The 21442-nt window shown below is 67.0% G+C and carries 20 protein-coding genes; 19 read left to right on the plus strand and 1 reads right to left on the minus strand.

All coding sequences use genetic code 11. The annotated features are described in order from the left end of the window. Positions 1–2 precede the first annotated feature (2 nt). From aroC to AXE84_RS10830, 8 genes are all read left to right on the plus strand, one after another. Complete coding sequence (aroC, locus tag AXE84_RS10795) at positions 3–1235, plus strand: chorismate synthase (RefSeq protein WP_060957873.1); 1233 nt, start codon at positions 3–5, stop codon at positions 1233–1235. Between the two features lie 76 nt (positions 1236–1311). After that, on the plus strand, positions 1312–3174 hold the full coding sequence (aroB, locus tag AXE84_RS10800) for a 3-dehydroquinate synthase (protein ID WP_060957874.1): 1863 nt from the start codon (positions 1312–1314) through the stop codon (positions 3172–3174). Continuing rightward, positions 3171–3737, plus strand: coding sequence for a shikimate kinase (locus AXE84_RS10805; protein WP_060957875.1), 567 nt, complete (start codon positions 3171–3173; stop codon positions 3735–3737). Before aroB ends, AXE84_RS10805 begins: the two co-directional genes overlap by 4 nt. Before the next feature lie 90 nt (positions 3738–3827). Further along, entirely contained in the window at positions 3828–4391 is a 564-nt protein-coding gene (gene efp / locus AXE84_RS10810; protein WP_010615272.1) for an elongation factor P, read from the plus strand. After that, positions 4391–4882: a transcription antitermination factor NusB gene (nusB, locus tag AXE84_RS10815; RefSeq protein ID WP_060957876.1), complete on the plus strand. Its 492-nt coding sequence runs from the start codon at positions 4391–4393 to the stop codon at positions 4880–4882. The genes efp and nusB overlap by 1 nt, the downstream gene beginning before the upstream one ends. Positions 4883–4997: 115 nt before the next feature. Further along, on the plus strand, positions 4998–5852 hold the full coding sequence (locus tag AXE84_RS10820) for a hypothetical protein (RefSeq protein ID WP_236750055.1): 855 nt from the start codon (positions 4998–5000) through the stop codon (positions 5850–5852). A gap of 326 nt (positions 5853–6178) precedes the next feature. Then, positions 6179–6748, plus strand: coding sequence for a hypothetical protein (locus AXE84_RS10825; protein WP_060958255.1), 570 nt, complete (start codon positions 6179–6181; stop codon positions 6746–6748). Positions 6749–6893: 145 nt separating this feature from the next. After that, positions 6894–7514, plus strand: a complete 621-nt coding sequence (locus tag AXE84_RS10830; protein WP_060957878.1) for a hypothetical protein — start codon at positions 6894–6896, stop codon at positions 7512–7514. A 41-nt stretch (positions 7515–7555) separates the two neighbouring features. On the opposite strand, the gene AXE84_RS10835 is transcribed toward AXE84_RS10830, so the two are convergent. Continuing rightward, entirely contained in the window at positions 7556–8419 is an 864-nt protein-coding gene (locus AXE84_RS10835; RefSeq protein ID WP_060957879.1) for a glycoside hydrolase family 16 protein, read from the minus strand. 391 nt (positions 8420–8810) lie between these two features. On the opposite strand from AXE84_RS10835, the gene pyrR reads away from it, so the two are divergent. From pyrR to metK, 11 genes are all read left to right on the plus strand, one after another. Beyond that, complete coding sequence (gene pyrR / locus AXE84_RS10840) at positions 8811–9488, plus strand: bifunctional pyr operon transcriptional regulator/uracil phosphoribosyltransferase PyrR (RefSeq protein WP_060957880.1); 678 nt, start codon at positions 8811–8813, stop codon at positions 9486–9488. Further along, positions 9485–10474, plus strand: coding sequence for an aspartate carbamoyltransferase catalytic subunit (locus AXE84_RS10845; protein WP_060957881.1), 990 nt, complete (start codon positions 9485–9487; stop codon positions 10472–10474). The genes pyrR and AXE84_RS10845 overlap by 4 nt, the downstream gene beginning before the upstream one ends. Continuing rightward, positions 10471–11793 carry a dihydroorotase gene (locus AXE84_RS10850; RefSeq protein ID WP_060957882.1) on the plus strand — a complete coding sequence of 441 codons (1323 nt, stop codon included), beginning with the start codon at positions 10471–10473 and terminating at the stop codon, positions 11791–11793. The genes AXE84_RS10845 and AXE84_RS10850 overlap by 4 nt, the downstream gene beginning before the upstream one ends. Beyond that, on the plus strand, positions 11786–13009 hold the full coding sequence (carA, locus tag AXE84_RS10855; protein WP_060957883.1) for a glutamine-hydrolyzing carbamoyl-phosphate synthase small subunit: 1224 nt from the start codon (positions 11786–11788) through the stop codon (positions 13007–13009). Before AXE84_RS10850 ends, carA begins: the two co-directional genes overlap by 8 nt. 1 nt (position 13010) lies before the next feature. Continuing rightward, complete coding sequence (gene carB, locus AXE84_RS10860; protein WP_060957884.1) at positions 13011–16370, plus strand: carbamoyl-phosphate synthase large subunit; 3360 nt, start codon at positions 13011–13013, stop codon at positions 16368–16370. Then, the gene (gene pyrF, locus AXE84_RS10865) at positions 16367–17245 is read left to right on the plus strand and encodes an orotidine-5'-phosphate decarboxylase (RefSeq protein WP_060957885.1); all 879 of its coding nucleotides are present in this window, start codon (positions 16367–16369) and stop codon (positions 17243–17245) included. The genes carB and pyrF overlap by 4 nt, the downstream gene beginning before the upstream one ends. Before the next feature lie 152 nt (positions 17246–17397). Beyond that, on the plus strand, positions 17398–17709 hold the full coding sequence (mihF, locus tag AXE84_RS10870) for an integration host factor, actinobacterial type (RefSeq protein WP_010615259.1): 312 nt from the start codon (positions 17398–17400) through the stop codon (positions 17707–17709). 57 nt (positions 17710–17766) lie between these two features. Continuing rightward, positions 17767–18360 carry a guanylate kinase gene (gene gmk, locus AXE84_RS10875; protein ID WP_060957886.1) on the plus strand — a complete coding sequence of 198 codons (594 nt, stop codon included), beginning with the start codon at positions 17767–17769 and terminating at the stop codon, positions 18358–18360. Positions 18361–18405: 45 nt separating this feature from the next. Next, positions 18406–18804, plus strand: coding sequence for a DNA-directed RNA polymerase subunit omega (gene rpoZ / locus AXE84_RS10880; protein WP_029316710.1), 399 nt, complete (start codon positions 18406–18408; stop codon positions 18802–18804). 12 nt (positions 18805–18816) lie between these two features. Further along, positions 18817–20154 carry a bifunctional phosphopantothenoylcysteine decarboxylase/phosphopantothenate--cysteine ligase CoaBC gene (gene coaBC / locus AXE84_RS10885; protein ID WP_060957887.1) on the plus strand — a complete coding sequence of 446 codons (1338 nt, stop codon included), beginning with the start codon at positions 18817–18819 and terminating at the stop codon, positions 20152–20154. 69 nt (positions 20155–20223) lie between these two features. Continuing rightward, positions 20224–21429 (plus strand): methionine adenosyltransferase, encoded by a 1206-nt coding sequence (metK, locus tag AXE84_RS10890; RefSeq protein WP_010615255.1) that lies wholly within the window; start codon positions 20224–20226, stop codon positions 21427–21429. Positions 21430–21442: the final 13 nt, after the last annotated feature.

The raw sequence follows: 21442 nt of genomic DNA on the forward strand, positions 1-21442 counted from the left end.
CCATGCTTCGATGGATGACGGCCGGGGAATCCCACGGCGAGGCTCTGACCGCGGTGCTGGAAGGCGTGCCCGCGGGCGTTCGGATCACCAGTGAGGACATCCGGGCGGCACTGGCCCGGCGGCGACTGGGGCACGGGCGTGGTGCCCGCCAGGCCTTCGAGCGCGACGAGCTGCGGGTATTGGGGGGCATCCGCCACGGAAGCACCATCGGCAGCCCCATCGCCCTGCAGATCGGCAACTCCGAGTGGCCCAAGTGGTCCACGGTGATGAGCGCCGACCCCGTGGACCCCAACGACCTGCTCATCGACGCCGGCACCGGTGACGAGCGCGAGATTGCCCGTAACCGCCCGCTGACCCGCCCCAGGCCCGGGCACGCGGACCTGCCGGGGATGCTCAAGTACGACCTGCCCGAGGCCCGCCCGGTCCTGGAACGGGCCTCAGCCCGCGAGACCGCCGCCCGGGTGGCGCTTGGGGCCGTGGCCGAGGCCATTCTGGAGCAGATCGCTGGTATCCGGCTGGTGAGCCACGTCGTGCGGATCGGATCAGTCGCCCTGCCCGATGACGTACCCCCGCCCAGCGCTGAGGACACCTCGCGCCTGGACGCCGACCCCGTGCGCTGCACGGATCCTGCCACCAGTGCCGCCATGGTTGCCCAGATCGATGCCACCAGGAAGGACGGTGACACGCTCGGGGGCGTTGTTGAGGTCATCGCCACCGGTGTCCCGGTGGGACTGGGCACCCATGTCAGCGCCGACCGCCGCTTGGACGCGCGCCTGGCGGCCGCGCTCATGGGGATCCAGGCCGTCAAGGGCGTGGAGATCGGTGACGGCTTCGCCGAGGCGGCCCGGCGGGGCTCGGCCGCCCACGACGAGATCATCTCAGTGAACTGCGGAACGCTCACCCGGACCACCAACCGCGCCGGTGGCATCGAGGGCGGAATCTCCAACGGCTCCGCTGTGCGGGTACGGGCCGGCTTCAAGCCGATCTCCACGGTGCCCAAGGCCCTGCGCACCGTCGACCTGACCACGGGCGAGCCCGCCACCGGGCTCCACCAGCGCTCTGACGTGTGCGCCGTCGTTCCCGGAGCGGTCATTGCACAGGCCATGACCGCTCTGGTCCTGGCCGACCTGTTACTGGACAAGACCGGAGGCGACTCGGCCGATGAGGCTCGACGCAACCTGCGCTCCTACCTGACCCGCATTGCTGAACGGACGCAGTGGCGAACCGAGCGGTGAATCTCGCAGCAAGTCGCTTTGCTGGGGCGATACTGGTAGCACCCACAGCGATCTCAACGGAGAGGGAGTCACGATCATGACCTGGAAGCGTGTTCCGACCATCACTCTGCGTGATGACCAGCTGCCCCTGGTACTGGTGGGATTGCCCGGTGCGGGCAAGACCACTCAGGCCAGGCTTCTGGCTCAGGCTCTGGGCGTCCAGGTCACCGACACCGACGCCGAGATCCGCCGGCGAGCCCGCATGACGATCCCCGAGATCTTCGCCGCCGAAGGCGAGGAGTGCTTCCGTGACCGTGAGCACCGGGCCATGCGGGCCGTCTTGGACTCCCCGGCTGCGGCTCAGGGCGTCATTGCCCTGGGCGGGGGAGCGGTACTGCGTCCCGAGAACCGAGACCTGCTGCGCGGCCACACGGTCATCTACCTGTCCGCCTCCCCGAGCACCGCGGCCAAGCACGTGGGCGACGGGACCGGGCGGCCGGTCATGGCCCCGGACGCGGACTCCGACCAGACCCGCGCGGCTCAGCAGCGCAGTGAGGAGCCGGGGGAGCACGCGGGCGTCCTGGCGCGCATGGAGGCCCTTTATGCTCAGCGCTCGCCGCTGTACTCCGAGGTCGCTACTCTCACTGTGCCCACCGATGGGCTCAGTCCCCAGCAGGTCGCTGCTCTCATCCTGGTGGCCCTGGGGGTCCAGACCGCTCAGGCGGTCAGTGTCCTAGCACCCATGGCCGAGGGGCAGTCGGACTCCGCCACTGTCCCGGACGGGGGCGACGCCTCGCCTCGGCGCGTCCGGCCCGCGGCAACCACGGAGGTTGGCAGCGGTGCACGGCGAGTCAGCGTCGCCGGCGAGCGCCCCTACGACGTCCTCATCGGCCACGGGATCCTGGCCGAGCTGCCCCGCATCGTGCAGGACGCCCCCGGAGCGGGTGCGGGAGGCGTGACGATCATCCACGCCAAGGCACTGGCCGACCGTGCCCGTGCTGCCGAGGCGGCGCTCACCAACGAAGGCCTGCGAGTCCTGAGCATCGAGGTCCCCAACGGAGAGGCTGCCAAGAAGGCGCGCGTCCTGGAGTATCTGTGGGACCGGCTTGGCTCCTTCCGCCTGGGTCGTGACGGACTCGTCGTCGGTCTCGGTGGCGGGGCGACGACGGACCTGGCAGGTCTCGCGGCTGCGACCTGGCTGCGAGGTGTTCCAGTGGTACAGGTGCCCACCACGCTGCTGGCCATGGTGGACGCCGCCGTCGGTGGCAAGACCGGAATCGACACGCCCGCTGGCAAGAACCTGGTGGGTGCCTTCCACCCGCCGGCCGCCGTCATCGCCGACCTGGAGACGCTCTCCACCCTCCCCGCCGCTGAGCTGCGGGCAGGACTTGGCGAGGTCATCAAGTGCGGCCTGATCGCCGATTCAGCCATTCTCGACCGGGTCCTGGCCGATCCTGCCGACTGCCTGACCTGGGACTCGCCAGTGCTGGCCGACCTGGTTGCCCGATCCGTCGCGGTCAAGGCCGCCGTGGTGGGGGAGGATCTCACCGAGTCCGGCCTGCGGGAGGTCCTCAACTACGGACACACCTACGCCCACGCGATCGAGAAGGTCACCGGGTACTCCTGGCGTCACGGAGAGGCGGTCGCCGTCGGCTGCGTCTTCGCCGCCGAGATCGCCCACCGCAACGGCAATCTGAGCAGAGACGCGCTCGCCCTGCACCGTCAGAGCTTCGATGCGGTCGGTCTGCCAACCCGCTTCCCCGAAGGGGAGGGGCGCTGGGAAGAGCTCAAGGAGGCCATGATGAGCGACAAGAAGGTACGCAGTGGGCGACTGCGCCTCGTCCTGCTCGATGACATCGCCAGGCCCGTGCGGGTTCAGGCACCGGCGGACAGCGTTCTCCTATCGGCTCACGAGGCAGTCACCGGTGGGCCCAGCCCGGCAGAAGGGAACCGCGGTTGAGCGCCACGGCACCGGGTTCCCTCATCCTCATCGGCCCGCCCGGCGCCGGCTGCTCCAGCGTGGCCCGTGCCATCGGGAGTGCCCGGGGCCTTCCCGTGCTCGATCTGGGCCAGCTCGTCGCCGATGAGCTGGGAACTCGCCCCGAGCTGGCGCTCGTCGCGGTGGCGGAGACCGAGTACCGCCGCATCGAGGCCGGCACCGCTGAACGGCTCCTGGAGCGGGCCGAGACCGGGGGCCTCGTCGTCGCCCTGGGATCGGGCTGCCTGGAGGCCAGGGGAGTGCGTCAGGGCCTCGAGCGTCTCAGGCTCGCCGGCCGCAGTACTCACCACGTCGTGGCCCTGACCTGTGCTACCCGGGTCCTGGCCACTCGTAACGGTCTTGACGCGCCGCGGTCCGTGGCCCTGGGAACCGTCCATCACCAGTTCGTCCAGATGCTCCACGAGCGCCAGACCCTGTGCCGGGACATGGCCGACGTCGTCATCGACACCACCGCGACGACCCCCGACGAGGCCGCTCAGAAGGTGATGAACGACATCGGCACCGATTTGTCCCGCCACTCGTGATCGGTGCGACACGCCCGTCACGGGGTGAGTGTGGCGCCTCGCGGTAGGATCAGCGCGTCCCAGACGCAATGCAACAGTGAGGAAACCCTCGTGGCCACGACGAACGACCTGAAGAACGGCATGGTGCTCAACCTCGAGGGCCAGCTGTGGCAGGTAGTGGAGTTCCAGCACGTCAAGCCCGGCAAGGGCCCAGCCTTCGTGCGCACCAAGATCAAGAACGTCCTGTCCGGCAAGACCGTTGACAAGACCTTCAACGCCGGCCTCAAGGTTGAGACCGCCACCGTTGACCGGCGTGACATGCAGTACCTCTACAAGGACGGCGACGACTACGTCTTCATGGATGTCAAGTCCTACGAGCAGACCTACGTCCCCTCAGCCACCGTCGGCGACGCCGCCACCTTCATGCTGGAGAACCAGGAGGTCATCGTTGCCTTCCACGAGGACTCGGTGCTGTTCGTCGAGCTGCCGGCCTCCGTGGTCCTGACGATCTCCCACACCGAGCCGGGCCTGCAGGGCGACCGCTCCAGTGCCGGTACCAAGCCCGCCACGGTCGAAACCGGTGCTGAGATCCAGGTCCCGCTGTTCCTCAACACCGGTGACAAGGTCAAGGTCGACACCCGCTCCGGCTCCTACATCTCCCGCGTCAACGACTGATGACCGAGCATCCCGAGGAGGGCTCGCCCCACTCGAGCCCCGCATCGCGCCACCCGGTGACCGCTCGCACCAAGGCGCGCCGGCGTGCCATCGAGATCCTCTTCGAGGCCGATCAGCGCGGGATGCTGAGCGCTGAGGGCGGTGAGGAGCTGCGCTCCTTCGCCCAGCTGCGCGCCGTCAGCTCGGCTAACCACACCGAGGCCCCTGCCTACACCCGAGAGATCCTCAACGGTGTGTGTGACCACATGGACGACGTCGATGAGACGATCCAGACATACGCCCAGGGATGGACCCTGGGGCGAATGCCGGCTGTCGACCGCGCCATTGCGCGAGTCGCCACCTGGGAGATCGTTTACAACGACGAGGTGGATGCACCGGTCGCCGTGGATGAGGCCATGACGCTGAGCCGGATGCTCTCCACTGACGAGTCACCCAGGTACCTCGGAGGACTTCTGGGGCGTATCGGGGACCTCGCCGATACCTTGCGATGAGACGTCTAGCGACGGGCTCACGGCATGGGGAGGATTCCCTATGCCGTGAGCCGCGCCCGTCTGGCACCGGTGGCCTAGGCTGAGGCCGTCCCCTCTGCCAATGCTGGAGTACCCCGTGAGTCAGCTACCTCCCCAGGATCCCAACGACTACCCCTACATCACGGGCATCGGCGCCTCGCAGGACGGGGCAAGTGGCGTCGAGAAGCCTGCAGCAGTGCTGGCCGGCCCCCACGGGGCCGGCTACCCCTGGGCGGCATCGGGAATGGCCTACCCCGCCGGGCCCTATCCCTTCGGAGGCCTCCCGCCGTCATCAGCAGCGCCCGGAGGTCATCCGTGGAACGGACCCATGCCTGTTCCTTACGGCCCCTACCCCCCGATGGGACTGGCCCCGGTACCTGTATTCGCCTGGAACGACCCGGTCGGCACATGCGAGCGCAAGCGTTCCGCGACCCGCAAGGTCTCGCTCGCCAGCGGCATCATCGGGGTCATTACCATGACGATCCAGATGATCATCGTCGTCACCATGTTCCTCGCCATCGGGTACGTGGGGCACCAGAGCCCGTTCGTGCTGTTCGTATCGCTTCTCATCGTCGTCTTCGTCCCGATGGTCGTCGGCCTCGGTTGGATCCTCACCTTCATCCTGGCTCTCGTCGCCTGCGTTCAGGCCCGTTCCCGCATGCCTCAGGTCCAGCCTGATGGATGGGTTCAGGCCAAGAAGCCGACGCTGGCCCTGCTGGTCACGAGCATCGTGGCAGGACTGCCCACCCTCATCATGTACGTGGTATTGAGTGAGGGGCTCTCGGGCGGCGGCACTGCTGAGTTCATTGATGGCTTCCTAGAGCCACTGCTCATGGTCTTCGGACTGACCCAGCTCCTGATCGCGGTGGGTTTCGTCTTTCTTCTCCGTATGAGCAAGGCGCTGGACCCGGCGGTCAGAGTGTCTCAGGCCCCGAGAGCGCAGTCCGCATGACTTCCGGGCGATGAGAACTTGGTGGCCGGCGAGTTACTGCGATGCGCTTTGAGGTTGATCCGTGCGGGGTGCTGAGCGCCGAGCCATGGAGCGAGGGGCTTGCGGCATGGGGTGGACTCCCTATGCCCTGAGCTGTGCCCATCCGACGCCGGTCGCCTAGGCTGAGGGCCACCCACCCCTCTCTGCCGATGCCGGAGTACCCCATGAGCCACCTACCTCCCCAGAATCCCCATGACTACCCCCGGATCGAGGGCGCCGACTACCTGCGGAACACCCCCATGCCGGTTCCTTACGGCCGCTACGCCTCCTCAATGGGGAACCCTCCAATGGGGCAGAATCCTCCTGTTGCTGGCTTCGGCTCGAACGACCCTGTGCTGATGGAGGTTCAGCGCAAGCGCTCCACGACCCGCAAGGTCTCGGTCTCAAGCTGCACCATCGGGCTCATCACCATGCTCATTCAGGTGTTCATCACGACTTTCTTATTCGCCGCTAATATTTTGCCGTTCCTGGGTTTCGCACTCCTTGCCGTTCTTATGATGATCGCCGGCCCATTCGTCGTTGGCCTCGTGTGGGTCGCTACGTTCATCGTCGCTCTCATCGCTTGTATTCGGGCTCATTCCCGCACGCCTCGGGTTCAGCCTGATGGATGGGTCGAGGCCAAGATGCCAACGTCGGCAATGCTGGCCGCGAGTATCGTGGCGGGACTTCCCACCCTCGTCTTTTATGCCACTTTGTACTTGCTGATCCGCCAGGGCATCGATGATGGGTACTCCCACACCACCGTCTTCAATTCAATGCTTCTTGCCTGCGACCTGGTGGAGGCTCTCATCGCGGTGGGCATCTTCTATCTTCTCCGTAGGAGCATGGCATTGGACCCATTGGTGAGAGTGTCTTAGTCGCCAGGAGCTCGAATGCTGAGCGGCTGAGGCACGGATTGAGGGGCTCGTGGCATGGGGCGGGCTCCCTATGTCGTGAGCTGTGCCCATCCGACGCGGATGACCTAGGCTGAGGCCATCCCCTCTACCGATGCTGGAGTAACCCATGCCTATTCCTGACGGTCGCTACATCCCTCCGATGGGGCAGACGCCTGCTCCTGCCTTCGGCTGGAACGACCCGGTCCTGACGATGGTTCAGCGCAAGCGCTCCGCGACCCGCAAGGTCTCGGTCGCCGGCGGCATCATCGGGCTCATCACCATGATCATCCAGATGATCTTTACCACCACCTTTCTCGCCTTGCTCATCACCCACGGGGAGTACGACCTGCCGTTCGGATTCTTTGCCCTTTTCGTTGTGCTCGTCACCCCGTATATCGTTGGTATTGCTTGGGTTGCTACGTTCATCCTTGCTCTCATCGCTTGTATTCGGGCACATTCCCGGACGCCTCAGGTTCAGCCTGATGGATGGGTCGAGGCCAAGATGCCAACGTCGGCTCTGCTGGCCGCGAGTGTCGTGGCGGGACTTCCCATATTCATCATTTGTGTCGTTTGGCCTTTGACGGCCTTGTCTGGCTCCACTCTTGAACCACTGCTTGAACCACTGCTTGTCGTCTGCGACCTGGTGGAGGTTCTGATCGCAGTGGGGCTCGTGTTTTTTCTCCGTATGAATAAGGCGCTGGACCCGGCGGTCAGAGCGTCTCAGGCCCCGGGAACGCAGCCAGCATGATTTGTTCCCGGGCCCGATGAGAACAACGGGCGCTGCATCAACTACTCATCCATGGCCCGCACGACGATGTAGTCAATATCCACCTGGGCCTGCGTGAAGCCCTCGTGCTTGAGTCGTCCCCGGTGGATGCTTCCGCTGTGCGTGGTCAGGCAGATGTGGTACGCAGCGTCGTCACCGAAGCAGGCATCGAACTCCTGCTGCGATGCTGAACGCAAGACCTCATGGTAGGGCTGACCGTCAAAGAGGAAGAGAATGCTCTCGGGGGTCTTCTCCATCCCGTAGGTGTGCCACTGGGTGAGATCGGGCCGCGGTGAGACCCCCAGGTTGCTGCCTTTGCCCCCCGCCTGGCCGTAGTGCACAGTCGACTCGGCGATACCGGTGGCACTGCCGCCGCCGTAGGTCTCCACAACATCGATCTCGCCGCCGTTACCGCCGTCGTCCGCCCGCAACCAGATGCCGGCGAAGAGTCCCTCGGCCGACTGAGGGAAGCGTGCCCGGGTCTCCAAGGAGCCGTAGACGAAGGAGAACAGCCCTTGTGTGGTGACAAATGCCTGGTCGACGTAGCGCAGGGTCGGCTCCTTGTCGAAGCGGTTCTGGAAGCCCTTGAGGGGGGTGGCCCGCTTGCGCCACAGGACGTGCCCGACGCCGTTGCTGACGCTGTGGGTGTCATGGGTGAACACCCCCCAGTCGTAGCTGGCACAGGACTCGGGCTCAGAGCGGTTGTCCCGCCATCGTGACGGGGAGAAGTCCGATCCGTCAGAGAACTGCTCATTGAAGATGACGCTGCTGAAATCGTAGGACGACTCCGCCGCCGCTGCCGGCAAGGGGGAGGTGAGACCGGCGGCGGCCAGTCCTGCTCCGGCGCCGAGGCCGGTGATGATCGAACGTCGAGTAGGGAGTTCCATGAGGGCATTCCTTGCTTGAGAAGAAGTCGCTGGCGCAGCAGCAACACCGGACCGTGCCTGCTCCACGACATCGTTCAGCTCTCAATCGGGCTCAGATGGATCCGGCACTCACTTCTCAAGCTCTCGACATGTTGTGACGATCTCGCAGTCAGCGTCTGACGACGCCTGAGCATTGGGCTAAGACTAGACATTGTTACGGAAGGTTTGTAGGTGCGAAACACGTCCGGCTGCGACGTGAGTCAGATTCTGAGCCGATCCACAGTCGTTGGCGTGACCTTCGTCTCTGAAGGTCGTGCTGTGTGGGCAAGCACATCCCGCCGGAGGTGACGTAGACTCGATGGCGACCAACATCCTTTAAGTCCGTCCAGAGAGGCGGGGAAGGAGGCCTGAAATGGCCGAAAGTTTGTCAGGCGCCTTGAGCGCACCAACCCAGGGCAAGGAGATCCTCGGACCTCCCGATATAGCCCGTTCCCTGTTCCGTATCGCGCACGAGATTCTGGAACGCAACCACGGGACGCAGGACATCGTCGTCCTCGGGATCCCCAGTGGGGGAGCACCACTCGCGCACAGACTCGTGGAGGCGCTTGCTGTCGCCGCGGGAGAAGGGACGCAGTGGTCCGAGCAGGCGGGACAGGCGCGGGCCGATGCCGCCAATGCCAAGGTCCCGGTCGGCACCCTGGACATCACCATGTACCGCGATGACCTGGGACGTCACCCGATCCGAGTTCCCCGTCCCACGGAGATCCCCCAGGGCGGCATCGACGGCAAAGTCGTCATCCTCGTTGACGACGTCCTCTACTCCGGGCGCACCATCCGGGCCGCCCTCGACGCCCTGGGCGCCATCGGCCGCCCCCGGGCCGTGCAACTAGCCACACTCGTGGACCGCGGACACCGCGAGCTGCCCATCCGAGCCGACTACGTGGGTAAGAACCTGCCGACCTCCCGCTCTGAGAAAGTCGTGGTGTCCCTGACCGAGCTCGGCGCCTCCACCGACGCCGTCACCATCGTCCCCGCAGACGTCCCCACTGAGCGTTCGAGTGAGCGCAGCAACCAGGAGGCCACCCGATGAAGCACCTGCTCTCCGCCAAGGACCTGACCCACGACGAGGCGGTCATGGTCCTGGACACCGCCGAGGCGATGGCCGCCACCCAGCGTCATGCGGTCAAGAAGCTTCCGACGCTGCGCGGCAAGACCGTGGTGAACCTCTTCTTCGAGGACTCCACCCGCACCAGGCTCTCCTTCGAGGCCGCCGCCAAGCGCCTGAGCGCCGACGTCATCAACTTCTCGGCCAAGGGCTCCTCACTGTCCAAGGGTGAGTCCCTCAAGGACACCGCCCAGACGATCATGGCCATGGGGGCGGACGCCGTCGTCGTGCGCCACTCCGCCTGCGGCGCCGCACACCTGCTGGCCCACGCCGGCTGGATCAACGTGCCGGTCCTCAACGCCGGTGACGGCACCCACCAGCACCCCACTCAGGCCCTTCTGGACGCCATGACGCTGCGACGCTGGTACGTGCCCGGAGCGCCAGCCACAGCGGACGGCAGCCCCGCCCCGCAGGGGCGCGACCTGGAGGGCGCCCGCCTCATCATCGTGGGAGACGTCCTGCACTCCCGGGTGGCCCGTTCCAACGTGGACCTCATGACGGCGCTCGGCGCCAAGGTCACGCTCGTGGCGCCTCCCACACTGCTGCCCGTCGGTATGGACGACTGGCCCTGCGAGGTCTCCTACAACCTCGATGAGGCGATCGAGGAGATCCAGCCCGACGCCGTCATGATGCTGCGCGTCCAGCGTGAGCGCATGAGTGCCGCAGGAGGGGGCTTCTTCCCGAGCCCTGGCGAGTACTCCAGCGTCTACGGCCTCACTTCCGCCCGTCGCCGGGCCATGCCGGAGCACGCGATCGTCATGCACCCCGGCCCCATGAACCGCGGCCTCGAGATCACCGCCGAGGCCGCCGACGACCCCCGCTCGCGCATTATCGAGCAGGTCGGCAACGGAGTCTCCGTCCGTATGGCCGCCCTCTACCTCCTCCTCGCTGACGAAGGGAACCAGCTGTGACCTCCCACCTCCTGACCGGTGTCCGCCCCTACGGCGAGGACCCCACTGACATTCTCATTACCGACGGCACCATCACCGCCATCGGCCCTGACGCAGCGGCGAAGGCCCCGGCCGATGTCCAGCGCCATGACCTGGACGGGCTCATCGCATTGCCCGGGCTCGTCGATATCCACACTCACCTGCGCGAGCCCGGAGGGGAGTCCGCCGAGACCATCTACTCCGGTACCCGCGCCGCAGCCGTCGGCGGCTACACCGCCGTCTTCGCGATGGCCAACACCACGCCCGTCCAGGACAATGCCGGTGTCGTGGAGCAGGTGCTGCGGCTGGGCCGTGAAGCCGGCTGGGTGGACGTCCATCCGGTGGGCGCAGTCTCAGCGGGACTGGCTGGCGAGCACCTGTCCGACATGGGTGCCATGGCCACCTCCGCCGCCCGAGTGCGGGTCTTCTCCGATGACGGCAAGTGCGTCTCCGACCCCGTCCTCATGCGCAGGGCCCTGGAGTACGTCAAGTCCTTCGACGGCGTCATCGCCCAGCACGCACAGGATCCCCGCCTCACCGAGGGATCCCAGATGCACGAGGGCGTCGTCTCCGCCGAGCTGGGACTGCGCGGCTGGCCGGCAGTGGCGGAGGAGTCGATCATCGCCCGCGACGTCCTGCTGGCAGAGCACGTCGGCTCGCGTCTGCACGTGTGCCACCTGTCCACTGCGGGCAGCGTCGGCATCATCCGCTGGGCCAAGTCCCGCGGCATCAATGTCACCGCTGAGGTCACGCCGCACCACCTCCTGCTGACTGACGAGATGGCCCGCACCTACTCCCCGCTGTACAAGGTCAACCCCCCGCTGCGCACGGCCGAGGACGTCGAGGCGGTTCGCGAGGCCCTGGCCGATGGCACCATCGACGTCGTCGGCACCGACCACGCCCCGCACCCGGTGGAGGACAAGGACTGCGAGTGGCAGGCCGGAGCCTTCGGCATGACCGGCCTGGAGACCGCACTGAGCGTCCTGATCGAGACGATGGTCGCCCCCGGCCGCATGACCTGGCGCGACATCGCCCGGGCCATGTCCTCGACCCCCGCCCGCATCGGCCGCCTGAGCGACCAGGGCTGCGAGCTCGAGGTCGGTGCCCCGGCCAACATCACTGTGGTCGACCCCGAGGTGCGCCGCACCGTCGACGCCTCCGCCCAGTGGACCAGCTCCACCAACACCCCCTACGCCGGGATGGAGCTGCCGGGACAGGTCATGGCCACCTTCCTCCACGGCTGCCCCACCGTGCTCGACGGCGCTCCCGTTGAGGCTCCCGCCGGCTCAGCTCATGCCTGAGCTGAGCCACCGCCCAGCCGCCCTCCTCGTGCTGGAGGACGGCTGGGCCCTGCGGGGCCGCAGCTACGGGGCCCAAGGGCGCACCATTGGAGAGATCGTCTTCTCCACCGGGATGACCGGGTACCAGGAAACACTGACCGATCCCTCCTACCACCGCCAGATCGTCGTGCAGACCGCGCCACACATCGGTAACACCGGGGTCAACGACGAGGACGCCGAGTCGGACCGTATCTGGGTGGCCGGCTACGTCGTACGCGAGCCTGCTCGGCGGGCCTCCAGCTGGCGCTCCCGTCGGGAGCTGGAGGACGATCTGCGTGACGCCGGCATCGTTGGCCTCTGCGAGGTCGACACCCGGGCCCTGACCCGGCATCTGCGCGAGGCGGGTGCGATGCGTGGCGGCATCTTCTCCGGGGACGCCCTGCCTGCCGGAGGCACTGACCCCGGTGGTCCCAGCCAGGCCTGCATCGACATCTGCCTGGAGGCCGTGCGCAGCGAACCGCCCATGAGCGGCCGCGCCCTGGCCGCCGAGGTGACCACTCCCTCCGGCTACGTCGTCGAGCCCACCGGACCGGCCGAGGGACAGGAGCCGGTCGCGGTGCTGGTCGCCATCGACCTGGGCATCAAGTCCCGCACCCCGTGGCAGTTCGCCGAGCGCGGCGTACGCGTCCACGTCCTGCCCCAGTCCACGACTCTGTCCGAGATTCTTGCCCTCAGACCCGATGGCGTCCTGTTCTCCAACGGCCCCGGAGACCCGGGGACAGCCGACGCCGAGATCGAGCTCCTGCGAGGCGTCCTCGACGCACGCATTCCCTTCTTCGGCATTTGCTTGGGCAATCAGCTCCTGGGACGTGCCCTGGGCTACGGCACCTACAAGCTCGCTTACGGGCACCGCGGTGTCAACCAGCCCGTTGTGGACCGCGCCACCGGAAAGGTGGAGATCACGGCCCACAACCACGGCTTCGCCGTCGACGCCCCCATCGATGAGCCCTCCGTCGCCCCCTTCGACAACGGTCGCTACGGCCGGGTGGAGGTCTCCCACCTGGGACTCAATGACGGTGTGGTTGAAGGGCTACGGGCGCTGGATCTGCCGGCCTTCTCCGTCCAGTACCACCCCGAGGCCGCTGCTGGACCCCATGACGCCGAGCACCTCTTCGACCGATTCATCCGCCTCATGCGGGAGCACCGCCGGGGCCAGGACCGCGAGGACACGAACTGACATGCCTGCTCGCCCTGATATCGGCTCCGTCCTGGTCATCGGATCGGGCCCCATCGTCATCGGACAGGCCTGCGAGTTCGACTACTCCGGCACCCAGGCCTGCCGCGTCCTGCGCGCTGAGGGAATCCGCGTCATTCTGGTCAACTCCAACCCGGCCACGATCATGACCGACCCCGACGTCGCCGACGCCACCTATATCGAGCCGATCACCCCCGAGGTGCTGACTACCATCATCGCCAAGGAACGGCCCGACGCCCTCCTGCCCACCCTGGGCGGGCAGACCGCCCTCAACGCCGCCATGAGCCTGGTCGAGCGGGGCGTGCTCGATGAGTACGACGTCGAGCTCATCGGCGCCTCCGCCGCGGCCATCAACGCCGGGGAGGACCGTGACGAGTTCAAGGACGTCGTCGAGCGTTGTGGCGCCGAGGTCGCCCGCAGCGTCATCGCCCACACCATGGATGAGTGCCGCGCCGGGGTCGATGCCCTGGGTGGATACCCGGTCGTCGTGCGCCCCTCCTTCACGATGGGCGGCCTGGGCAGCGGTGTCGCCTTCAATGACTCGGACCTGCATCGCATCGCCGGGGCGGGTCTGGCGGCCTCCCGCACCACCGAGGTCCTCCTGGAGGAGTCGATCCTGGGCTGGAAGGAGTACGAGCTCGAGCTCATGCGCGACACCGCCGACAACGTGGTGGTCGTGTGCTCCATCGAGAACGTCGACCCTGTGGGAGTGCACACCGGCGACTCCATCACGGTCGCCCCGGCCCTGACCCTCACCGACCGCGAGCTCCAGAGGCTGCGGGACATCGGCATCGCCGTCATCCGGGAGGTCGGGGTCGATACCGGTGGCTGCAACATCCAGTTCGCCGTCGACCCGGCCACCGGCAGGATCATCGTCATCGAGATGAACCCCCGCGTCTCGAGGTCCTCAGCCCTGGCCTCGAAGGCCACCGGCTTCCCGATCGCCAAGATCGCCGCACGCCTGGCCGTGGGGTACACGCTCGACGAGATCCCCAACGACATCACCGGCTCCACCCCGGCCTCCTTCGAACCGACCCTGGACTACGTGGTCGTCAAGGTGCCGCGCTTCGCCTTCGAGAAGTTCCGGGGCGCTGACCCCCGGCTCACCACCACCATGAAATCGGTTGGCGAGGCCATGGCGATCGGTCGGTCCTATACAGAAGCCCTCCAGAAGGCCTTACGCTCTCTGGACAAGAAGGGAACCGCCTTCCACTGGGACGGACCGGCGCCCAGCCAGCAGCAGACCGCTGAGCTGCTGAAGTCCATCGCCGTGCCCACCGAGCACCGGCTGGTCGACCTCCAGCAGGCCGTGCGCGGCGGAGCCACGATTGCCCAGCTCCACGAGGCCACCCGCATCGACCCCTGGTTCCTGGACCAGATGCTGCTTCTTGAGGAGGTGGCCCAAGAGGTCAAGGGCGCATCCGCGCTCACTGCGGACGTCCTGACCCTGGCCAAGCGCCACGGCTTCTCTGACGTCCAGGTCGCCTCCCTGCGCGGCATCAGCGAGGACACGGTGCGAGAGGTCCGCCATGCCTTCGGCCTGCGGCCCGTCTACAAGACCGTTGACACCTGCGCCGCCGAGTTCGCCTCACGCACCCCCTACCTCTACTCCAGCTACGACCTGGAGACCGAGGTGGCATCCCGCGAGCGTGAGGCCGTCATCATCCTGGGCTCGGGACCCAACCGGATCGGCCAGGGCATTGAGTTCGACTACTCCTGTGTTCACGCCGCGATGGCCCTGTCCGATCGCTACGAGACCGTCATGGTCAACTGCAACCCTGAGACCGTCTCCACCGACTACGACATCTCCGACCGGCTCTACTTCGAGCCTCTGACCTTCGAGGACGTCATCGAGATTTACGAGGCCGAGCTGGCAGCCGGACCCGTGACCGGTGTCATCGTCCAGCTCGGTGGTCAGACACCGCTGTCCTTGGCGGCCAGACTGGCCAAGGCCGGGGTGCCGATCCTGGGAACGAGTCCCGAGGCGATCGACGCCGCCGAGGACCGCGAGGCCTTCGGCACCGTTCTTCAGCGCGCAGGCCTTCCCGCACCAGCGCACGGCACCGCTCTGAGCGACGAGCAGGCGCGCTCGGTCGCCCAGAATATTGGCTATCCGGTCCTGGTGCGCCCCAGCTACGTGCTCGGCGGCCGCGGTATGGAGATCGTCTACGACGCTCAGGGACTCGACGACTATCTCCAACGCGCAGGTCTTGAGCCCGGAGGCGTCTACGGGACCGGGCCACTACTCATCGACCGTTTCCTCGACGACGCCATCGAGATCGATGTCGACGCCCTTTATGACGGCAGCGAGCTGTTCCTCGGCGGCGTCATGGAGCACATCGAGGAGGCCGGTATCCACTCCGGTGACTCCGCCTGCGTCATGCCACCCATGACCCTGTCCGACACGGAGATCGCTCGCATCCGACGCTCCACCGAGGCGATCGCCAAAGGCGTGGGCGTGCAGGGGCTGCTCAACATCCAGTTCGCCCTGGTCTCCGACGTTCTCTACGTCATCGAGGCCAACCCCCGGGCCTCGCGCACAGTCCCCTTCGTCTCGAAGGCATCCGGTGTGCAGCTCGCCAAGGCGGCGGCCCTCATCATGACGGGGGAGACGATCGCCTCGCTCAGGCGCTCCGGTCACCTGCCCGAGGTCGATGCCGCCGTCACCGATCCCGATGACCCGATCGCCGTCAAGGAGGCGGTCCTGCCCTTCAAACGGTTCCGTACCACCGAGGGCCGCGTGGTCGACACGATCCTGGGGCCGGAGATGCGTTCCACCGGTGAGGTCATGGGCTACGACGTGGACTTCCCGCGGGCCTTCGCCAAGTCCCAGGCCGGTGCCTACGGTGGCTTACCATGCGAGGGCACGCTGTTCGTGTCGGTGGCCGACCGGGACAAGCGGGCCATCATCCTGCCGGTGGCTCGGCTCGCGGAGCTCGGCTTCACGGTCCTGGCCACGACTGGGACCGCACAGGTGCTGCGCCGCAACGGGATCGACGCCATTGCGGTGCGCAAGATCAGCCAGGGCGTTGGCGACCACGGCGAGCAGACGATCGCCGAGCTCATCGAGTGCGGGGCCATCGACATGGTGGTCAACACCCCCAAGGGCCAGGGTGCCCGTGCCGACGGGTACTCCATCCGCGCGGCCACCACCGGTGCCGACCGTCCCATCATCACCACCGTCCAACAGCTTCAGGCAGCGGTCCAGGCCCTCGAGGCCCAGCTGCGCGGTCCCTTCCAGGTTCGCAGCCTCCAGGAGCACATCGCCGACCGCCGATCCCGGCGAGACCCGGTGTCCGAGCCCCACCCCGTGGCCCCCGTTGACGACAAGGAGACCAGATGAGTTCCACGGCCACTCACCAGACCAGTCGACGCCCCTTCGGAGCCCGCCTGGCGGACGCCATGGACGACCACGGGCCCCTGTGCGTCGGCATCGACCCCCACCCGAGTCTGCTCGAGGCCTGGGGCCTGGCGGACTCGGCCGCAGGCCTGCGGGACTTCTCACTGCGGACCGTTGACGCGGTCGGAGGACACGTGGCTGCCGTCAAGCCGCAGTCCGCATTCTTCGAGCGACACGGCAGCGCCGGGATCGCGGTCCTCGAGGAGACCCTGGCGGCCCTGCGCGACCTGGGCACCTTGTCCATTCTCGACGTCAAGCGCGGGGATATCGGTTCCACCATGGCTGGATACGCCCAGGCCTACCTGTCCGACGACGCTCCTCTGGCCGCCGACTCCATCACTGTCTCGCCCTACCTGGGCTACGGGTCCCTGACTCCTGCGCTCAACCTCGCTGAGGCCAGCGGTCGGGGCGTCTTCGTCCTGGCCCTGACCTCCAATCCGGAAGGAGCCGGCGTCCAGCACGCCGTCAACGGGGATCAGGCGGTGGCTGCCGGCATCGTGGAGGGTGTGACCGCGTCCAACGCCCAAGCCCGTGGCGAAGACAGGCTCGGTTGCATCGGGCTGGTCATCGGGGCCACCGTCGGCGGGGCCGTCTCCGACCTGGGAATCGACCTGCAGCGCGCCAATGGCCCGTTGCTGGCGCCAGGGGTCGGCGCCCAGGGAGCAAGGCCGGCTGAGCTGGAGGCCGTTTTCGGGGCGGCTCGCCGTCAGGTCCTGGCCTCCACCTCACGCGGGGTTCTCAAGAACGGGCCCTCCATCGAGGCACTGCGAAAAGCCGCGTCGGCTTCTTCCTACGAGGCGGCAACAGCCCTGCGTTGAGTCTTCAGGTGCTGCAGCCCGCCTCGGATTAAGGGTGTGTGGGGAAACACGAAGTCTGTTGTGGAATATGGGCCCCTGCGAATGCGAGTGCACCTAACCCGACTTATGCTCGTGGTGCGGGTCACTGGTATTCGACCGGGAGGAGACACACCATGACGCTTCCAACGCTGACACCCGAGCAACGGGCTCAGGCACTGGAGAAGGCGGCTGCGGCGCGATCGCATCGCGCCCGTATCAAGTCCGAGCTCAAGAGCGGGGAGCTCAAGCTCTCCGAGTTCTTCACCGCCTCAGAGACAGATGATGTCCTGGGCAAGATGAAGGTCAGGGCGCTGCTCGTCTCACTGCCACGTGTGGGGACCACAACTGCTGACGCCATCCTTGCTGACGTGCATATCGCTGAGTCCCGGCGGGTGCGCGGACTGGGGGCGAACCAGAGGGCGGCGCTGGTGGAGCGCTTCGGCTAGGAACACCGTTCAGGCACAGGGTCGTGCCGGCGGGTCCTGATAGGCCATGATGTGGCCATGACCGACATTGCTGCCACAGACCCGTCCGCCCCTGTGCTCGCCTGCCTCACAGTTCTGGCCGGCCCCACTGCGGTGGGTAAGGGCACTGTCGTCACCGAGCTGCGCAGACGCCATCCAGACCTGTTCGTCTCGGTCTCGGCCACCACCCGTCAGCCTCGTCCCGGTGAGATCGACGGCGTGCACTACCACTTCGTCAGCGATGGAGACTTCGACTCGCTCGTCGCCAGTGGCCAGATGCTGGAGTGGGCCCTGGTTCACGGCGCGTATCGCTATGGCACCCCCCGAGGCCCGGTCCAGGATCGGCTCAATGCCGGATTCCCTGCACTGCTGGAGATCGACCTGGACGGTGCCCGGCAGGTGCGTCAAGCGATGCCCGAGGCCCGCCTCGTCTTCCTCGCGCCGCCGAGCTGGGACGAGCTCGTTCGCAGGCTCGTCGGACGCGGTACCGAGGACGCCCAGGAGCGGGAGCGGCGCCTGGTCACAGCGCGCACAGAGCTGGACGCGGCCGGCGAGTTCGACCACGTCGTCATCAACGATACCGTGGCGAGCGCCACCGCAGAGCTGGAGAGACTCATGGGATTGGGCAGTTAGAATAACGTGGCTCTGAACTATCGAGATTGAACCGGAGGCATGCACATGCTCGGAACCTCTCCCCGGCCCGAGGGCATCACCAACCCGCCGATCGACGACCTTTTGGAGAAAGTCGACTCCAAGTACGGGCTCGTGGTGGAGGCCGCCAAGCGCGCCCGCCAGATCAACACCTACACTCAGCAGCTCGAGGACAACCAGTTCGAGTTCTTCGGTCCGCTGGTCGACTCCGAGGTCGGCGAGAAGTCTCTGGGCATCGCGCTGCGTGAGATCGCCGAGGACAAGCTTGAGGTCATTCCCGGGGACGTGGCTCGCGCCCGCCGCGCCGAGGCCGAGGAGGCCCGTCGAGCCGCGGAGGCCGACATGTTCAGCGACATCTCGCTGGATTCTCCGGTCTCCCTCGAGGGCGGCGAGACTCCCACCAGCCTCGACGACATCCAGTTCTGAGCCGGGCTCGCCATGGACGAGCCGCACACTGCTGCGAGTCAACGCGCCGTGACCGCTTTTGAGCGGCCACGGCGCGTCGTCGTCGGCGTGGCCGGGTCGATCGCCGCCTACAAGGCCCCCTTCGTCATTCGACTGCTGCGTCAGGCCGGGCACGAGGTCAAGGTCGTGGCCACCGAGTCGGCGCTGCGGTTCATTGGTGCTCCGGCACTGGCGGCGGTCAGCGGCCGGGCCGTATCCACCGGGGTCTTCGACGACCCCGCTGCGGTTGAGCACGTGTCCGTGGCTGAATGGGCCGAGCTCGTCGTGGTCGCTCCGGCCTCGGCAGATCTGCTTGCACGGGTGCGGGCAGGGCGGGCCGACGACATGCTCACCGCGACGATACTGACCTGCCAGGCCCCCGTCGTCCTGGCTCCGGCCATGCACACCCAGATGTGGGTCAACCCCGCCACCCGGGAGAACGTGGCAGTGCTGCGTGAGCGCGGTCTGACGGTCATCGAGCCGGACAGCGGGCGCCTGACCGGCAAGGACTCCGGAGTGGGCCGGATGCCCGAACCCGAGCAGATCGTGTCGCAGGCCCTGGCTACCCTGACGCAGCCAGTCGCCGAGGGCGCGGCAGCGCAGGACGCCCTGGGGGAGAAGAATAGGCGTTTGGAGGGCCGGCACCTCGTCATCTCCGCGGGCGGCACACGCGAGCCCATCGATCCGGTGAGGTACCTCGGTAACCGCTCCTCAGGGCACCAGGGCTGCGCACTGGCGGTGGCCGCCGTCGAGCGGGGAGCCCGCGTCACCTTGGTGCAGGCGCACGTGGCCTCCGACCTGCTCAACGCCCTGCCGGCGGAGGTGAGCGTCGTTGCCGCCGGTACCGCCTCTGACATGCTCCGCGCCGTGCGCGAGAGTGCGCGAGACGCCGACGCCGTCATCATGGCAGCAGCTGTCGCCGACTACCGGCCCGTCACCGTGGCCGCCACCAAGCTCAAGAAGCAGGCACCCGCCGGAGCGAATCACCTCAGCGAACCGGTCATGTCCATTGAGCTCACCACCAACCCGGACATCCTGGTCGGGCTGGTGAGCGACCCACCTCGGCCCGGCCAGATCATCGTCGGATTCGCCGCCGAGACCGGGGACGAGAACGGTGACGTACTCTTCCACGGCAGAGCCAAGGCTCGCCGCAAAGGGGCTCATCTTCTGGCAGTCAACGCGGTGGGGGAGGAGCTCGGCTTCGGAGACGTCCCCAATGCCGTCGTCGTCCTGGATGCCGACGGCACGGAGGTGGCGCGGGGACAGGGCAGCAAGATGGAGGTCGCGCGCCTTCTCATCTCCCTGACTGCCGACCTCGTGGATGCGACCTGAGGCCCAGATTCCGCATTTTCGTGGGTAACGCCACGACGGATCAGTTCCGGCGGTGACTACGATGGGCGGGTGAGTTCCTCCTTACGTCTGTTCACGTCCGAGTCGGTCACTGAAGGACACCCGGACAAGATCTGCGACCGTGTCTCTGACGCGATCCTCGACGCCATCCTCGAGCAGGACCCCACCGCACGCGTCGCGGTCGAGACGATGGTGACGACAGGCCTGGTGCACGTGGCCGGAGAAGTTACCACTGAGAGGGCCTACGTCGAGATCCCCGAAATCGTTCGCCAGGAGATCTCCGCCATCGGCTACACCTCCTCAGATGTCTGCTTCGACGCCCGTTCCTGTGGTGTGTCGGTATCGATCGGGCAGCAGTCCGCGGACATCGCAGCCGGAGTGGACAAGTCCCTTCAGGCCCGCCGGGATGACACGGACATCGACCCCCTCGACCTGCAGGGTGCCGGAGACCAGGGGCTCATGTTCGGCTACGCCTGCGACGACACCGCGGCCCTCATGCCTCTGCCCATCCACCTGGCGCATCGTCTTGCGGAGCGTCTGGCCGCAGTGCGCAAGCAGGGTATTGTCCCGGGACTGCGCCCCGACGGTAAGACCCAGGTGACGATTGGCTATGACGGCCAGCGTCCGGTGAGCCTGCACAACCTGGTCATCTCCACCCAGCACGACGCGGACCGCACGCGTGCCTGGCTCACTGACGCTCTGCGCACGGAGGTCATCGATCCGGTGCTGGCCGCTGAGGCCGAGGCCGGTACCGATCTCGGCACCGCCCACACCGAGGTCCTCATCAATCCCTCGGGGCAGTTCGTCATCGGTGGTCCGGCGGGTGACGCCGGGCTGACGGGACGCAAGATCATCGTGGACACCTACGGCGGGATGGCCCGTCACGGCGGGGGCGCCTTCTCCGGCAAGGATCCCTCGAAGGTGGACCGCTCCGCCAGTTACGCCATGCGTTGGGTCGCCAAGAACGTCGTCGCAGCGGGGCTGGCCAGAAGGTGCGAGATTCAGGTGGCCTACGCCATCGGCTCTGCTCACCCCGTGGGCGTCTACGTGGAGACATTCGGGACGGCGACTGTTCCTGAGGAGCGCATCATGAAGGCCGTCAACGAGGTCTTCGACCTTCGTCCGGCCGCCATTGTGCGCGACCTCGACCTGCTGCGTCCCATCTACCGCGCCACCAGCTCCTACGGCCACTTCGGGCGCCCCGGCTTCAGCTGGGAGGCCACCGACCGCGTCGAGGCCCTGCGCCAGGCCGTCTGAGTCCGGCGTGCTC

The organism is Actinomyces oris (genome assembly GCF_001553935.1).
GTDB lineage: Bacteria > Actinomycetota > Actinomycetes > Actinomycetales > Actinomycetaceae > Actinomyces > Actinomyces oris_A.

Excerpts from the sequence above, each read along its gene's own strand:
- aroC (WP_060957873.1), top strand. The coding sequence starts at position 3 with ATGCTTCGATGGATGACGGCCGGGGAATCCCACGGCGAGGCTCTGACC.
- aroB (WP_060957874.1), top strand. The coding sequence starts at position 1,312 with ATGACCTGGAAGCGTGTTCCGACCATCACTCTGCGTGATGACCAGCTG.
- nusB (WP_060957876.1), top strand. The coding sequence starts at position 4,391 with ATGACCGAGCATCCCGAGGAGGGCTCGCCCCACTCGAGCCCCGCATCG.
- AXE84_RS10825 (WP_060958255.1), top strand. The coding sequence starts at position 6,179 with ATGGGGCAGAATCCTCCTGTTGCTGGCTTCGGCTCGAACGACCCTGTG.
- AXE84_RS10830 (WP_060957878.1), top strand. The coding sequence starts at position 6,894 with ATGCCTATTCCTGACGGTCGCTACATCCCTCCGATGGGGCAGACGCCT.
- AXE84_RS10835 (WP_060957879.1), bottom strand. The coding sequence starts at position 8,419 with ATGGAACTCCCTACTCGACGTTCGATCATCACCGGCCTCGGCGCCGGA.
- pyrR (WP_060957880.1), top strand. The coding sequence starts at position 8,811 with ATGGCCGAAAGTTTGTCAGGCGCCTTGAGCGCACCAACCCAGGGCAAG.
- AXE84_RS10845 (WP_060957881.1), top strand. The coding sequence starts at position 9,485 with ATGAAGCACCTGCTCTCCGCCAAGGACCTGACCCACGACGAGGCGGTC.
- carA (WP_060957883.1), top strand. The coding sequence starts at position 11,786 with ATGCCTGAGCTGAGCCACCGCCCAGCCGCCCTCCTCGTGCTGGAGGAC.
- carB (WP_060957884.1), top strand. The coding sequence starts at position 13,011 with ATGCCTGCTCGCCCTGATATCGGCTCCGTCCTGGTCATCGGATCGGGC.
- pyrF (WP_060957885.1), top strand. The coding sequence starts at position 16,367 with ATGAGTTCCACGGCCACTCACCAGACCAGTCGACGCCCCTTCGGAGCC.
- mihF (WP_010615259.1), top strand. The coding sequence starts at position 17,398 with ATGACGCTTCCAACGCTGACACCCGAGCAACGGGCTCAGGCACTGGAG.
- gmk (WP_060957886.1), top strand. The coding sequence starts at position 17,767 with ATGACCGACATTGCTGCCACAGACCCGTCCGCCCCTGTGCTCGCCTGC.
- rpoZ (WP_029316710.1), top strand. The coding sequence starts at position 18,406 with ATGCTCGGAACCTCTCCCCGGCCCGAGGGCATCACCAACCCGCCGATC.
- coaBC (WP_060957887.1), top strand. The coding sequence starts at position 18,817 with ATGGACGAGCCGCACACTGCTGCGAGTCAACGCGCCGTGACCGCTTTT.